The organism is Amycolatopsis roodepoortensis, assembly GCF_014873915.1.
GTDB classification, from domain to species: domain Bacteria; phylum Actinomycetota; class Actinomycetes; order Mycobacteriales; family Pseudonocardiaceae; genus Amycolatopsis; species Amycolatopsis roodepoortensis.
The window spans coordinates 2022111-2034746 of the sequence record NZ_JADBEJ010000005.1 but is presented as its reverse complement, the minus strand read 5'-3'; the positions used below and the strand labels follow the sequence as shown (position 1 = coordinate 2034746).

General features: G+C 68.8%; 12 protein-coding genes and 1 tRNA gene. 7 read left to right on the top strand and 6 right to left on the bottom strand.

The features are described 5' to 3' along the window. Positions 1–12: 12 nt before the first annotated feature. Positions 13–75, bottom strand: a tRNA-OTHER gene (locus H4W30_RS28945). Positions 76–230: 155 nt separating this feature from the next. Between H4W30_RS28945 and H4W30_RS28940 the strand changes: the two genes are divergently transcribed. After that, on the top strand, positions 231–797 hold the full coding sequence (locus H4W30_RS28940; RefSeq protein WP_192745695.1) for a hypothetical protein: 567 nt from the start codon (positions 231–233) through the stop codon (positions 795–797). A 7-nt stretch (positions 798–804) separates the two neighbouring features. On the opposite strand, the gene H4W30_RS28935 is transcribed toward H4W30_RS28940, so the two are convergent. Next, positions 805–1197: a MerR family transcriptional regulator gene (locus H4W30_RS28935; RefSeq protein WP_192745694.1), complete on the bottom strand. Its 393-nt coding sequence runs from the start codon at positions 1195–1197 to the stop codon at positions 805–807. A gap of 58 nt (positions 1198–1255) precedes the next feature. On the opposite strand from H4W30_RS28935, the gene H4W30_RS28930 reads away from it, so the two are divergent. Beyond that, entirely contained in the window at positions 1256–2629 is a 1374-nt protein-coding gene (locus H4W30_RS28930) for an MFS transporter (protein ID WP_192745693.1), read from the top strand. 3 nt (positions 2630–2632) lie between these two features. Here H4W30_RS28930 and shbA read toward each other — a convergent pair whose 3' ends face one another. Next, positions 2633–3808: an RNA polymerase sigma factor ShbA gene (shbA, locus tag H4W30_RS44580; RefSeq protein ID WP_318780737.1), complete on the bottom strand. Its 1176-nt coding sequence runs from the start codon at positions 3806–3808 to the stop codon at positions 2633–2635. 179 nt (positions 3809–3987) lie between these two features. Between shbA and H4W30_RS28920 the strand changes: the two genes are divergently transcribed. Then, entirely contained in the window at positions 3988–4239 is a 252-nt protein-coding gene (locus H4W30_RS28920; protein ID WP_126729318.1) for a WhiB family transcriptional regulator, read from the top strand. Between the two features lie 95 nt (positions 4240–4334). Here the strand turns inward: H4W30_RS28920 and H4W30_RS28915 are convergent, their stop codons facing one another. Together H4W30_RS28915 and H4W30_RS28910 are read right to left on the bottom strand one after the other, a co-directional pair. Next, positions 4335–5900, bottom strand: coding sequence for an MDR family MFS transporter (locus H4W30_RS28915; protein WP_225949903.1), 1566 nt, complete (start codon positions 5898–5900; stop codon positions 4335–4337). Between the two features lie 36 nt (positions 5901–5936). Further along, positions 5937–6563 (bottom strand): TetR/AcrR family transcriptional regulator, encoded by a 627-nt coding sequence (locus H4W30_RS28910; RefSeq protein WP_192745692.1) that lies wholly within the window; start codon positions 6561–6563, stop codon positions 5937–5939. Positions 6564–6663: 100 nt separating this feature from the next. On the opposite strand from H4W30_RS28910, the gene H4W30_RS28905 reads away from it, so the two are divergent. Further along, positions 6664–7407: an SDR family NAD(P)-dependent oxidoreductase gene (locus H4W30_RS28905; RefSeq protein WP_192745691.1), complete on the top strand. Its 744-nt coding sequence runs from the start codon at positions 6664–6666 to the stop codon at positions 7405–7407. A gap of 174 nt (positions 7408–7581) precedes the next feature. Continuing rightward, a complete protein-coding gene (locus tag H4W30_RS28900; RefSeq protein WP_192745690.1) occupies positions 7582–8781 on the top strand; it encodes an LCP family protein in 1200 nt (399 codons plus the stop codon). Positions 8782–8785: 4 nt separating this feature from the next. Here H4W30_RS28900 and H4W30_RS28895 read toward each other — a convergent pair whose 3' ends face one another. Further along, the gene (locus tag H4W30_RS28895; RefSeq protein WP_192745689.1) at positions 8786–10567 is read right to left on the bottom strand and encodes a PDR/VanB family oxidoreductase; all 1782 of its coding nucleotides are present in this window, start codon (positions 10565–10567) and stop codon (positions 8786–8788) included. A gap of 170 nt (positions 10568–10737) precedes the next feature. Here H4W30_RS28895 and H4W30_RS28890 point away from each other — a divergent pair, with 170 nt between their 5' ends. Both H4W30_RS28890 and H4W30_RS28885 read left to right on the top strand, forming a co-directional pair. Further along, positions 10738–11853 carry a sensor histidine kinase gene (locus H4W30_RS28890; protein WP_318780681.1) on the top strand — a complete coding sequence of 372 codons (1116 nt, stop codon included), beginning with the start codon at positions 10738–10740 and terminating at the stop codon, positions 11851–11853. Then, positions 11850–12506, top strand: coding sequence for a response regulator (locus tag H4W30_RS28885; protein ID WP_192745688.1), 657 nt, complete (start codon positions 11850–11852; stop codon positions 12504–12506). The genes H4W30_RS28890 and H4W30_RS28885 overlap by 4 nt, the downstream gene beginning before the upstream one ends. The last annotated feature ends 130 nt before the right edge of the window (positions 12507–12636 follow it).

The window sequence follows — 12636 nt, the reverse complement described above, 5'->3', positions numbered from 1 at the left end:
GCGGGCCGGAGCCCGCGGCGGGATTCGAACCCGCGTCTCTCCTGTGAAAGAGGAAGTAACCGTTACCTGCGCACCGGGAGTGCTCGCCCAAGCTAACAGAGCGCTCGCGTCCACGTCGCCGGAATTACCGGTCCTCTCGTTCTGCGTCAGATGACGCAGACGGCGGGCGCGCCGCCGTGTCACCGTCCTCGCACCGGCGGGAACAGCAGCCGGGGGAGAGGGGAACGGAAATGTGTGCCCACAAGACATCGGTCGCCGCGGGAATCGTCCTGGCCGCGGCGGTGCTGGCCGGTTGCGCGCCGGATCCGGCACCGGCCGCCCGGCAGGCGGCGCCTTCGCCGTCCGCCGCGGATCCCGCCGCGGCGGTGGCCTGGATGAACGGCTTCTGCGGCGCGGTCAAGGATTTCGTCGAGGGCAACAACACGATGCCGTCGGCGAGCGGGGAAACCGTCGAGGCCATCAAGAAGAGCACCAGCGCGCAACTCGGTCACTACGCGGGGATCCTGGCCAAGACGGTCGACGGCCTCAGTGCGCTGCCCGCCGCGCCGGTTCCCGCCGGAGACACGGCGAAGCGGGACTTCCTCGCGAAGTACACCTCGGCACGCGACAAGACCGTGAAAGCGAAGGCGGATCTGGACGCGGCGGGGAAGGACGACACCGCGGCGCAAGGCCGTGCGGTCGACGGGCTCATGGCCGCCCAGAAGGACACGCACGGCGCGCTCGACCCGGTCGCGGCCATCCTGGGGGCTCCCGAGCTGAAGACGGCGGCGGCGACCGCGGAACGCTGCCGCCCCTGAGCCCCTCCTAGCCGAGGCCGCCCAGCCGGGCGGCCTCGTGCTCGACGGCGGGCGGCGCGGTGGCGATCACCTGGTCGAGGGTGCCGCGGGCGGTGGTCAGTTCGGCGATCGCGGCACTGAGCCTGGCGCGTTCCCGATGCAGGTCCACCAACAGTTCCGGGCAGTCGGCGATGAGCCTGCCGCCGTCGGAACCCATACAGGGCAGCAGATCGGCGATCGTGGTGGTGGACAGCCCCGCGGCGAGAAGGTTGCGGATGTGCTCCACGGTGGTGACGTCGGCTTCTGCGTACACGCGATAGCCGCTCGGGAGACGTTCGGGCCGCAGCAGTCCTTGTTCCTCGTAATAGCGCAGAAGACGCTGGCTGACCCCGGTCCTGCGTTCCAGTTCGCTGATGCGCACGGCCCCTCCGCGACTCGCCCTTGACTCTCACATCTATGTGAGACTTTAGCGTCGAGGCATGTCCGACCGACAACTCGAAACCTCCGCGGGGCCACGGGAATGGCTCGGCCTCGCCGTGCTCGTCCTGCCGACCGCGTTGCTGTCCATGGACGCCACGGTGCTCTACCTGGCGCTTCCCAGTCTTTCCGCCGAGCTGGCCCCGAGCCCGGGCCAGCTGCTGTGGATCTCCGACGCCTACGGCTTCCTGGTGGCCGGTTTCCTCGTCACCATGGGCACGCTGGGCGACCGCATCGGCAGGCGACGGTTGCTGCTGATCGGCGCGGCGGCCTTCCTGATCGTTTCGGTACTGGCGGCCTACGCGCCGTCGGCCGAACTGCTGATCGTCGCCCGCGGGTTACTCGGCATCGCCGGTGCGACCCTCATGCCGTCCACCCTCGCCCTGATCGGGAACATGTTCGGTGATCCTCGTCAGCGCGGTGTCGCGATCGGACTGTGGTCGGCCGGCCTGTCCGGCGGAGTGGCGCTCGGCCCGGTGGCGGGCGGGCTGCTGCTCGAGTGGTTCTGGTGGGGTTCGGTGTTCCTGCTCGCCGTCCCGGTGATGCTCCTGCTGCTGATCACCGGCCCGTTCCTGCTGCCGGAGCACCGCGACCCCGAGCCCGGCAAGCTGGACCTCGCGAGCGTGGGCCTGTCCCTGGCGACCGTGCTGCCGATCGTCTACGGCATCAAGCATCTCGCGGAAGGCGGGTCGGTGGCGGCGGGCGGGGCCGCGCTGCTGCTCGGTGGTGGCGCCGGAACCGTGTTCCTGCGGCGGCAGCGGCGGTTGAGCGTGCCTTTGATCGACCTCCGGTTGTTCGCGGCGCGCCCGTTCCGGAACGCGCTGCTGGTCCTTCTCGCCGCGCTCGCCTGCGTCGCCGGGATCTACCTGTTCGCCGCGCTCTACCTCCAGCAGGAAGCCGATCTGTCGCCGATCGCGGCCGGGATGTGGCTGGTGCCTTCCGCGGTCGCGATGGTCTTCACGTCGGTCGCGGCTCCGGCACTGGCTCGCCGGATCCCGGTCCACCGCCTGTTCGCGTCGTCCTTGGTCGTGTCGGCGCTCGGCTTCGGCGTGCTGGCCTTGACGCCGGCCGAAGAGGGGATCGCGCCGCTGGTCGCCGGTCTCGTCCTGATCTACCTCGGCCTGGGGCCGGTGATGGCGCTGAGCACGGAGATCGTGATCGGCGCGGCACCACCGGGCCGGGCGGGGGCGGCGTCGGCGTTGTCGGAGACCAGCGTGGAGTTCGGGCTGGCACTCGGGGTCGCCGTCCTCGGCAGCGTCGGCACCTTCGTCCAGCGCGGGCACGGTTTCACCACGGGGCTCGCCGTGGTCGCGGTGATCGGTGTGGTGGTGCTGTGCGGGCTCGCCGTGCTCGCCGTCAGGCGACCGGACGCCTGACGATCAGGCATCCGTGAGGATTTTCCGCAATCGCGTCAAAGCCCGGTGCTGCGCCACCCGCACGGCTCCCGCCGTCGAGCCGACCACACCGGCGGTCTCCTCGGCGGACAGGCCGACGACGATCCGCAACACGACGATCTCCCGCTGTTTGTCCGGCAGGATCCGCAGCAGTTCACCCATGCGGTCGCTCAGTTCGTTGTGCAGTGCTTGCTGTTCGGGGCCGGCGGTTTCCGAGACCCCGTCGGGGACTTCGGCGACGGGTTCGGTGCGGTTGCGGGCGGCGGCGCGGCGGGCGTCGGCGACCTTGTGGTGGGCGATGCCGTAGACGAAGGCGAGGAACGGCCGTCCTCGTTCACGGTAGGTCGGCAGCGCGCGGAGGATCGCCACGCAGACTTCCTGCGCGACATCGTCCGCCGAGGCGTAGGTCCGTTCCTGCCTGCCGATCCGCGCCCGGCAGTACCGGATCACGAGCGGGCGGATGGTGGTCAGCAGCTGGTTCAGGGCCCGCCGGTCGCCTCGTCCGGCGGCCGCGACGGGTTCGTCGAGGGTGTACCAACGCGACGGCGTCACCTGCTCGGGTTCCGACTCCGCCGGGGCGCCGGGCGCCACCAGCGCGAGTTCCCTGATCATCGCGCGGTTCTTGATCCGGGACAGGGTGTCGTCGACGTCGAGTCCCGTCCTCAGCGCGTCGATGAAGGCGCTGTTGGCGCTGTCCAGGTTGTCGACGAAGGCGGGGTCGTGCTCGGCCAGACGGTCACGCGCGTGGCGGAGGGTCGCGCCGACCGCGTCGTCCGCGACGCCGAGCACCCCGGCGATCTCCCGCGACGAGTAGCCGTCCAGCGCCCACGCCATGCCGAGTTGCTGGCGTTTCGGCAGCCTGCCCAGCATCGTCAGGACGGACGACGCCTCGTCGGCGAGGGCGCTGAGCTTGTCCTCCCGGCCGGCGTCGTCGAAGACCCAATCGGCCCTGGTCGCCGTCTGTTCCTTCGCCCGCCGATGCCCGACTCGGCGGACCCACGCCTTCGGCTGCGTGATGCCCGGCCACCCTTCGTAGGCGTTCAGCATCGCCTCCGCGGCCGCGTCCCGCGCCGGGTCCAGCGCGAAGCCCGCCTTGCACAGAAAGCCGGTGAGCAGCGGAAATTCGGCGTGGAAGAACTCGTCGAACCCGTCGTGGCCCATCACCCGCACTCACCGCTCTCCGCCGCCTGACGCGAATGCCCTCACAGGGACAGGTGCAGTGAGCGGGCCGCTGAGTGTAACGATTCGGTCAAGGTGATGTTTGCGTGGCGTACGAGGCCGGATACCCGGAAGTCGTTTGACGAGGAAGGGAAAATCGAGAAAAAGGAGGTGATAGGAAAATGGAAATGAGGATGGCGGGTGACCTTAGCGAGGCCGCTTGCCGCGGTGAGGATCCCGAACTGTTCTTCCCGGTCACCGAAACCGGCCCCGGCGCCCGGCAGGCTGCCAGGGCGAAGGCCGTCTGCGCCCGGTGCCCGGTCACTTCGGCCTGTCTGGCCTACGCCGTGGAAAACGGGTTGGCCCATGGAGTTTTCGGCGGGCTGACCGGTAGCGAGCGACGCCACGTGATTCGCGTCGGCAGCGCCGCCTGAAAGCATTCGATCGTGTTGCCGAATTACTGTCGTGTTCTTCGTGCGCGCGAAAAGAGGGGCCCGGTTCCGTGAACCGGGCCCCTCCGTCATGACGGTCAGGCGGCGGCGGTCTCCTCGGCCAGCCGCTCGTTGCCCGACTGGGTCTTGAGCGGCTTGTGCTTGAGGAACGCGACGGCGACGACGACCAGCAGCGCGATCGGCGCGCTGATCAGGAACAGCTCGCTGGTCGCCTCCCCGTAGGCCTCGCGGACGACGTTCGCGACCGGTTCGGGCAGCGTGGCGATGTTCGGCACCGCGCCGCCTTCGCCGCCGCCGGGCAGCGGCCCGAGCTTCTCGCTCATCAGCGCGAGGACCCGGTTCGCGAGCACCGCGCCGAGCGCGCTCACCCCGATGGAGCCGCCGAGGCTGCGGAAGAACGACAGCGTGGAGGTCGCCGTGCCGAGGTCGTGCGCGTCGACGTCGTTCTGGGACACCAGGACCAGGTTCTGCATCAGCATGCCGACACCCACGCCCAGCAGCACCATGTACGCGCCGAGGACGACGAGGTTCGTCTTCGCGTCGATGGTGCCCAGCAGGCCGAGGCCCGCCGTCATCAGCGCCGCGCCGAGCAGCAGGTGGCTCTTCCACTTGCCGGTGCGGCTGATCAGCTGGCCGGAGACCGTGGAGGACACCAGGATGCCGAAGATCATCGGCAGGCTCAGCAGCCCGGCCACCGTCGGCGACTTGCCGAGCGAGAGCTGGAAGTACTGCGACAGGAACACAGTGCCGCCGAACATCGCGACACCGACGAGGAAACTCGCCAGGGTGGTCAGGGCGACCGTGTGGTTGCGGAACAGGCCCAGCGGCAGGATCGGCTCGGCCACCTTCGACTCGACGTAGACGGCGAGGGCGAGGACGACCACGCCGGCGCTCACCAGGCCGACCGTCCACCAGGAGCCCCAGGCGAACTGGTGCCCGGCCAGCGACGACCAGACCAGCAGCGTCGAGACACCGGCCATGATCAGGAACGCGCCGAGGTAGTCGACCTTCACGTCACGTTTGATCGTCGGCAGGTTCAAGGTGCGCTGCAGCAGCAGGATCGCCGCGACCGCGAACGGGACACCGAGGAAGAAGCACCAGCGCCAGCCGAGCCACGAGGTGTCCACCATGACGCCGCCGATCAGCGGGCCGGCGATGGTCCCGACGGCGAACACGGCACCGAAGATGCCGGAGTACTTCCCGAGCTCCCGCGGGGAGACGATGGCGGCCATGATCACCTGCGCGAGCGCGGTGAGCCCGCCCGCGCCGATGCCCTGCGCGACCCGGCTGCCGATCAGGAGCTCGATGTTGCCCGCGAACCCGGCGACCAGCGAACCGACCACGAACAGGCCGAGCGAGAGCTGGATCAGCAGTTTCTTGTTGTACAGATCGGAAAGCTTGCCCCAGAGCGGAACCGTCGCGGTCATCGCGAGCAGTTCGGTGGTGACCACCCAGGTGTAGGAGGCCTGGGAGCCGCCGAGTTCGGAGACGATCCGCGGCAGCGCGTTCGCGACCACGGTCGAGGCGAGGATGGCGACGAACATGCCCATCATCAGCCCCGACATCGCTTCGAGGACCTGTCTGCGGTCCATCGAGCCCGCCGGGGCCTCCGGTTCACGTGGTTCGGTCGTGGATACGGACATGGGCGTCCCCCTTCGTGTTCTGTGGTGCCGGGCGCGTCAGCGCGCGCGGCCGCCGGGCTCCGGGAGCCCGGCGAGAAGCGTTTCGACGGCGTCGTCCAGCAGGTCGAGCGCGGACACCCGGCCGTCGTGCTGGTACCAGAGCATGAGCACGGCGTTCACCGCGCCGCCGAGCGTGGACAGCAGCAGCGTCGGGTACAGCTCGGCTTTGGGATCCACGCCGGTGCGGCGCGCGATCGCCTCGATCAGCGGCGCGATGGTGTCGTGGTTCATGGCCACCGCGCGCGAATGCAGGGTGGCGTTCTCCTGAATGGCCTTCATCCGGCCGAGCCACTCTTCGCGGTTCTCGTCGACCTGGGCGAAGTCTTCCTTCATCGCGTCGACGAAAGCGCGTGGAGTGCTGACTTCCTTCGGCGTGGCAAGGAACCTGTCGATGGTGCGCTGCGTCCGCTCGGCCGTGTCGGCGTGCGCGATGACGACGGCGTCCTCTTTGGAGGCGAAGTAGTTGAAGAAGGTGCGCGGTGAAACCCCCGCCGCCGCGCTGATGTCCTCGACCGTCACGTGGTCCAGACCGCGTTCGGCGACGAGCCGGACGGCGGTGGTCGCCAGCGCACGGTGGGTTTCCAGCCGTTTGCGCTCGCGGAGACCTTTGACGGGTTCGGGCATGAGCATGACGATACGCCCGAAGATGCAGATACTGCAAAATTGCAGTCTGTGAAACGTGCCACTGGCGAACGGCGCCGGGCCGCCTGGCAGACTACGGCGGGTGAGCGGAACGGTGCTGGTACTCGGCGGACGCAGCGAGATCGGCCTCGCGGTCGCGGAACGGCTCGCCAAGGGCGGGGCGCGCCGGATCGTGCTGGCCGCGCGACGGAGCGCGGACCTCGGCGCGGAGTCCGAGCGGCTGCTGGCCGCAGGGGCGGAAGCGGTCGAAGCCGTCGAGTTCGACGCCGACGACCTCGCCGGGCACGGCCCGTTCCTGGAGAAGGTCGTCTCGGACCACGGGCCGCTCGACGTCGTCGTCACCGCATTCGGGATTCTCGGCGACCAGGCACGCGCCGAAGCGGACGCCGCCCACGCCGTCGCGATCGTCCACACGGACTATGTGGCTCATGTGAGTGTGCTGACGCATGTGGCGAATGTGCTTCGTGAGCAAGGAAACGGAAGCCTGGTGGTCTTCTCGTCGGTCGCCGGGGTGCGGGTCCGGCGGGCGAACTACGTCTACGGCTCGGCGAAAGCGGGCCTCGACGGTTTCGCGAGCGGCCTGGCCGACGCACTGCACGGCACCGGCGTGCACCTCCTGCTCGTCCGGCCCGGGTTCGTGATCGGGCGGATGACCGAGGGAATGTCGCCCGCGCCGTTCTCCAGTACTCCGGATCAGGTCGCCGACGCGACGGTCGCCGCGCTCCGGAAGCGGCGAGGAACCGTGTGGGTGCCGGGACTTCTGAGGCTGGTGTTCTCGGTGATGCGCGTGATGCCACGCGCGATCTGGCGCCGCATGCCCCGGTAGGGCAGCGCTGCGCGGTCGGTCCGGTACTCGGTGTCGCGGCCGGTTGTCTGCTTGATCACTCCGGCTGGTCCGAACGGGCTTTAAGACCCGGTTATGACACGTTTCTCAGGTAATTCCCAGCTAACGCGGTGATCCTCGAATGCGGGGGATCATTCACGGAAGCGGGGAGAAGTCGTGCTGCTCACGTCGCGAGGACGGCGGATCGGCGGCCGCGTCGCACTGGGCCTGGTGTCGACGGCCGTACTGGGTGTCACGGGTTTCGCGTGGACCCAGCTGAGCCGTTTGGACCAAGCGATCGTCACGGCCGACGTCATCGCGCCCTCCGCCCAGATGCCCGTGGGCCCGGCGGGGGAACCGCTGAAGGTGGCGCAGAACATCCTGCTCGTCGGCATCGACTCCCGCACCGACACGAACGGGAACCCGTTGCCGCAGAACGTCCTCGACGCGTTGCACGCCGGGGACAGCGACGACGGCGGTGACACCACCGACACCATGATCATCGTCCACATCCCGGCGGGTGGCGCGGCCGCGACGGCCATCTCGATCCCGCGCGATTCCTATGTGGACATCGCGGGCGGGCTCGGCAAGCACAAGATCAATTCGGCGTACAGCCGCGGCAAGAACGCCGCGATGAACTCCCTGCGCGCGCAGGGACTCTCCGGTCCGGAGCTCGAGGTCAAGGCCAACGAGGCGGGCGCCAAACTCACGATCCAGACGATCGAGCGGTTCACCGGGCTGTCGATCAACCATTACGCGGCGGTCAACCTCGCCGGGTTCTCCGCACTGAGCGAAGCCGTCGGAGGGGTCGAGGTCTGCCTCAACGAACCGGTGCAGGACAAGTTCTCCGGGGCGTCGTTCCCGGCGGGCAAACAGCTGCTCTCCGGGCCGCAGGCGCTCGCCTTCGTGCGGCAGCGGCACGGGCTCCCCAGCGACCTCGACCGCATCGCCCGGCAGCAGGCGTTCCTGTCGAGCATGGCCAAGACCGTCCTGGACGCCGGGACGTTCACCGATCCCACCAGGCTGAGCGCGCTGGTCGGCGCGGTCCAGGGTTCGGTCGTGCTCGACCGCGGCTGGGACGTGCTCAGCTTCGCGCAACAGCTGCGGGGGATGAGTTCCGGGGCGCTGAAGTTCCAGACGATCCCGGTCCAGAGTCTCTCCCTGCCGACGCCGTCGGACGGCGACGCGGTGAAGGTGGATCCGGCCGAGGTGCAGGCGTTCGTGAAGGCCGCGCTGAATTCGACGAGCGTCGCCGCGGTGGGGGAGCCGAACGGCGGGATCGGGATCAAGCCGGTCGCGGCGACTTCTTCGATCGCCGCGCCGCCTTCGTCGTCCGGTGCTTCCACGCCGTCCGCGATGGCCGGCTGCGTGAACTGAGCGGTCAGAGATCCAGCACGAGCTTGTCGCCGTTGGCTCGTGAGACGCAGGGGTAGATGACGTCGGCGCGGTCTCGCTCATGGGATTGCAGCACGTCGTCGCGATGGTCAGGGACACCGGCGAGCACCGTCGTTCGACAGCTGCCGCACACGCCGGTCACGCAGGACGCGGGCACGCCGGGGCTGACTTCGTGGATGGCGGCCAGCAGGGTGCCGTTCGCGGGTACCCGCACGGTCCGCCCGCTGCGTCGCAGCTCCGCGTCGAACGGACGGCTTTCCCCTGTCCGGGTCGTGGCGGCGAATCTCTCGACATGAAGTGTGCCTTGGGGGCATTCCTTTCGCATTACCTCGGTCATCGCGTCGACCAGTTCCGCGGGCCCGCAACAGTAGACCGCGACTCCGGCGGGCAGCCCTCGCACCAGTTCGGCGAGATCCGGACGCCGACAGGTGTCGGCGGGGTACAGGGAGACCTGGGCGGGATGAGCCGCCGCGAGCTGTTCGGCGTAGGCCATGTGGTCGAGTGATCGTCCTCGGTAGATCAGCCGCCACGGCGATCCGGTGGCGGCGAGGCGGGGGAGCATCGGGAGGAAGGGAGTGATCCCGATGCCTCCGGCGACCAACAGGTACGCCGGAGCGTCGACGATCGGGAAGTGATTGCGGGGCCCGCGGATCTTCACCTGGATGCCAGTCCGAAGGGCATGTACTTCACCGGAACCGCCGCGGCCCGCGGCGTCGCGCAGCACGGTGAGCCGGTAGTAACGCGTTTCGGCGGGGTCGCCGCACAATGAGTACTGACGGATCGAACCCGACGGCAGGATCAGGTCGACATGCGCACCGGGCTCCCAAGTCGGCAGGTCATGGTTGCCCACTGGCGCCAGAGTCAGTGCGACGGTGTCATTCGCGACCTGGCGCCGGTCGGCGACGGTGACCGCGATGGCGGGCGCTGAATCGCGGTCACGACCCCATCGGGTCCTGCCCCAGGGTTTCAGGACGGAAAGAATGGTGGCGCCCCACAGCGAGATCGTGAAGCCACCGACGGTGACTACGAGCGCGACACCGAGCGCGCCCGGCCGGGCGGCCGGGTCTTCGGTACGTGCGACCAGTTCGGTGACCCACCTGCTTTCCACCGCGGCCGCGGCCGGGATACTCAGGGAGATCAGGAATTTCGTCAGTACCCAGCGGTGTTTGGCCAATCCCCAAGGTGTGCCGAGCGAGAGCACGAGGCCGGTGACGATCGTCAGTACCACACTGGGAATCACGATCACGAGGTCGAAGATGTGGAAGATCTCGTAGGCGCCGTGCCGCACGACGTGGGTCCCGGCGAATAGCCCGACGAGCGCGAGTGTGAGCATCCCCAGTGAAAGACCCAGCCAGCCCACGCTGACACCGATGTGCAGGACGAGCCAGATCTTCCTGGACCGCGGTGACAGCTTCGAGAACCGGGGCCGCAGCCCGACCAGTATCACCACTGACAGCGCCATCCCGAGGTTCGGTACCGGGTTCGGGAAAGCGAACAGGAACTGCATCGGCACGAACGCCAGGTGGAAGCCGATGAGCAGCCTTCGTGCGCCCGGCTTCGGCAAGGCCGCTGCGCATCCGAGGGCGACGGCGGCGGCCACCGCGTAGCCGATCACCCCCATCGTGCGGATCGTGGGCAGAGCGGCGTTCTCGCCGGGGAACAGGATCAGGATCGCGACCACGGCGAACGTGGCGAAACCGAGCTGCCACCACCGTGGGTGCGCCCGCGGTGTCATCGTGCGCCAGGCCGGAAAGCGGGTTTTCGTCATGAACGAAGGGTCGTGGTGCCCACATGTCTGCCACATCGGCGTGACGACGCGAATCGGACGTCGATGGAAGGATCTCCACTCCCGCTGTCTACAACTTTCCCCTGATGCCCGCGGATGGCGATCGGATTAGGTTGATCGGTGTGCGCCCTGTGGACAAGCCTCTGATCCCAGTGCCTGCACGGGTGATCGACGGCGTGCTGGCGGTCGGCTGCGGGGCGGCGACCACCCCGTTCGCGGCCGCGGGTCTCATCTATGGCTACTTCCGCTGGCAACCGCCGTTGTGGTTCTGGCTCCCGGCCGTGGTGCTGGTGGCTACCGCGGCCTGGTTCCGACGGAATCGTCCGTGGTTGTTCGCCGGAGTCGCTCTGGCGGGCTGGGTGGTGCTGTCCGGGATCTTCGCGGTCGTGCTCGCCCAGTACACCGTCGCCGAACGCACTCGATCGTGGCGGCTCACCGCCATCAGCACATTCGGTACGCTGATCGTGGTCGGCCTGCCGATCTGGCGGCTGGGCGGTTTGGACGCAAGCCTTCCGCAGAGCATCGCAGTCTGCGTGGCGCCGGCACTGCTCGGCCTCTACGTCGGCACCCGGCGCGAGCTGATCTCCGAAATGCGTGAACGGGTCGAACAAGCCGAACAAGAACGAGATCTGAGAGTCCGGCAGGCCCGCAGCGACGAACGTGCCCAGATCGCGCGCGACATGCACGACGTCGTCACCCACCGGGTTTCCCTCATGGTGCTGCACGCGACAGCGCTCGAAGCCACCAACGGCCGTGACGCCACCAAGGTCGCCGGGCGGATAGGGTCGATCGGGCGTGCCGCACTGGACGAACTGCGCTCCGTAGTGTCCGTGCTGAGGGCAAGCGACGCGGCACCGCTGGCTCCGCAACCAGGCCTGGCCGACCTCGTCGACCTGGTGGACCAGACCCGCGCGCTCGGGGTGCCGGTCGTCCTCGAGGCGGACACCGGAGGGCAGGCACCCGCGCTGGTCCAGCATGCGGTGTACCGAGTGGTCCAGGAAGCACTCACCAACGTCCGTAAGCACGCAGGGAACCCCGAGACTCGGGTTCGCGTGCTGCGTGAAACGGGTCGGCTCCGGCTCACCGTGCTCAATCGTGCCGGTGCCGCGTCCGAGCGGGTGGACGGACTGCCCGGTGGCGGGCACGGCTTGCTCGGTATCGCGGAACGGATCCGTCTCGTCGGCGGTGAGCTGACCGCCGAGCCCACCGCCGACGGAGGTTTTCTCGTCGAGGCTGTCGTTCCCCTCGAAGGGAAGTCCGGCCGGTGATTCGCGTTCTCATCGCCGACGACGAGTGGATGGTGCGTTCGATGCTGCGCACGATCATGGAGTCCGCCGACGACATCACCGTCACAGGTGAGGCGGCCGACGGTGCGGAAGCGGTGAGTTTGGCCCGATCCACCCGGCCCGACGTCATCCTGCTGGACATCAGGATGCCCCGTGCCGACGGCCTCGACGCCGCCCGCCGGCTTCAGGGGCTGGCTGATCCGCCGAAGGTCGTGGTCCTGACCACTTTCGACCTCGACGAGTACGTCGAAACCGCGCTGCGTGCCGGAGCTGTCGGCTTCCTGCTCAAGGACGCCACCGCCGGCGACATGCTCGCCGCGGTCCGGTCCGCCGCTCGCGGTGACGCGATGCTTTCCCCCAAGATCACCCGCCGCCTGCTCGCCCGGTTCACTGCTGGTGAACCTGCCGCCGGGCCGCGGGCCGACGCCGAACGGCGGCTCGAGGTCTTGACCGGCAAAGAACGCGAGGTGCTCGTCGCGGTCGCCCGCGGTCTGTCCAACATGGACATCGCCGCCGAGTTCCATCTCAGCGAAGCCACCGTGAAGACCCACGTCAGCCGTATCCTCGCCAAGCTCGGGTGTACCAACCGCGTCCAGGCCGCCCTGCTCGCGCACCGGGCCGCTCTGCTTGATTAGGCCTTGTCCTGTGAATGGACAGTGCCAGGGGATGGCCTTGATGCTCAGGTCGCCGTTGGACTGATCTGACGTAGGCGCTCGCGACGGACGACGTGGGCATGCCGAGGGGCCCGTCGCCGGGTGTGGCTGG

Coding starts and splice junctions, on each gene's coding strand:
- shbA (WP_318780737.1), bottom strand. CDS start 3,808: ATGGGCCACGACGGGTTCGACGAGTTCTTCCACGCCGAATTTCCGCTG.
- H4W30_RS28910 (WP_192745692.1), bottom strand. CDS start 6,563: ATGCCCGAACCCGTCAAAGGTCTCCGCGAGCGCAAACGGCTGGAAACC.
- H4W30_RS28915 (WP_225949903.1), bottom strand. CDS start 5,900: ATGTCCGTATCCACGACCGAACCACGTGAACCGGAGGCCCCGGCGGGC.
- H4W30_RS28940 (WP_192745695.1), top strand. CDS start 231: ATGTGTGCCCACAAGACATCGGTCGCCGCGGGAATCGTCCTGGCCGCG.
- H4W30_RS28895 (WP_192745689.1), bottom strand. CDS start 10,567: ATGACGAAAACCCGCTTTCCGGCCTGGCGCACGATGACACCGCGGGCG.
- H4W30_RS28920 (WP_126729318.1), top strand. CDS start 3,988: ATGGAAATGAGGATGGCGGGTGACCTTAGCGAGGCCGCTTGCCGCGGT.
- H4W30_RS28930 (WP_192745693.1), top strand. CDS start 1,256: ATGTCCGACCGACAACTCGAAACCTCCGCGGGGCCACGGGAATGGCTC.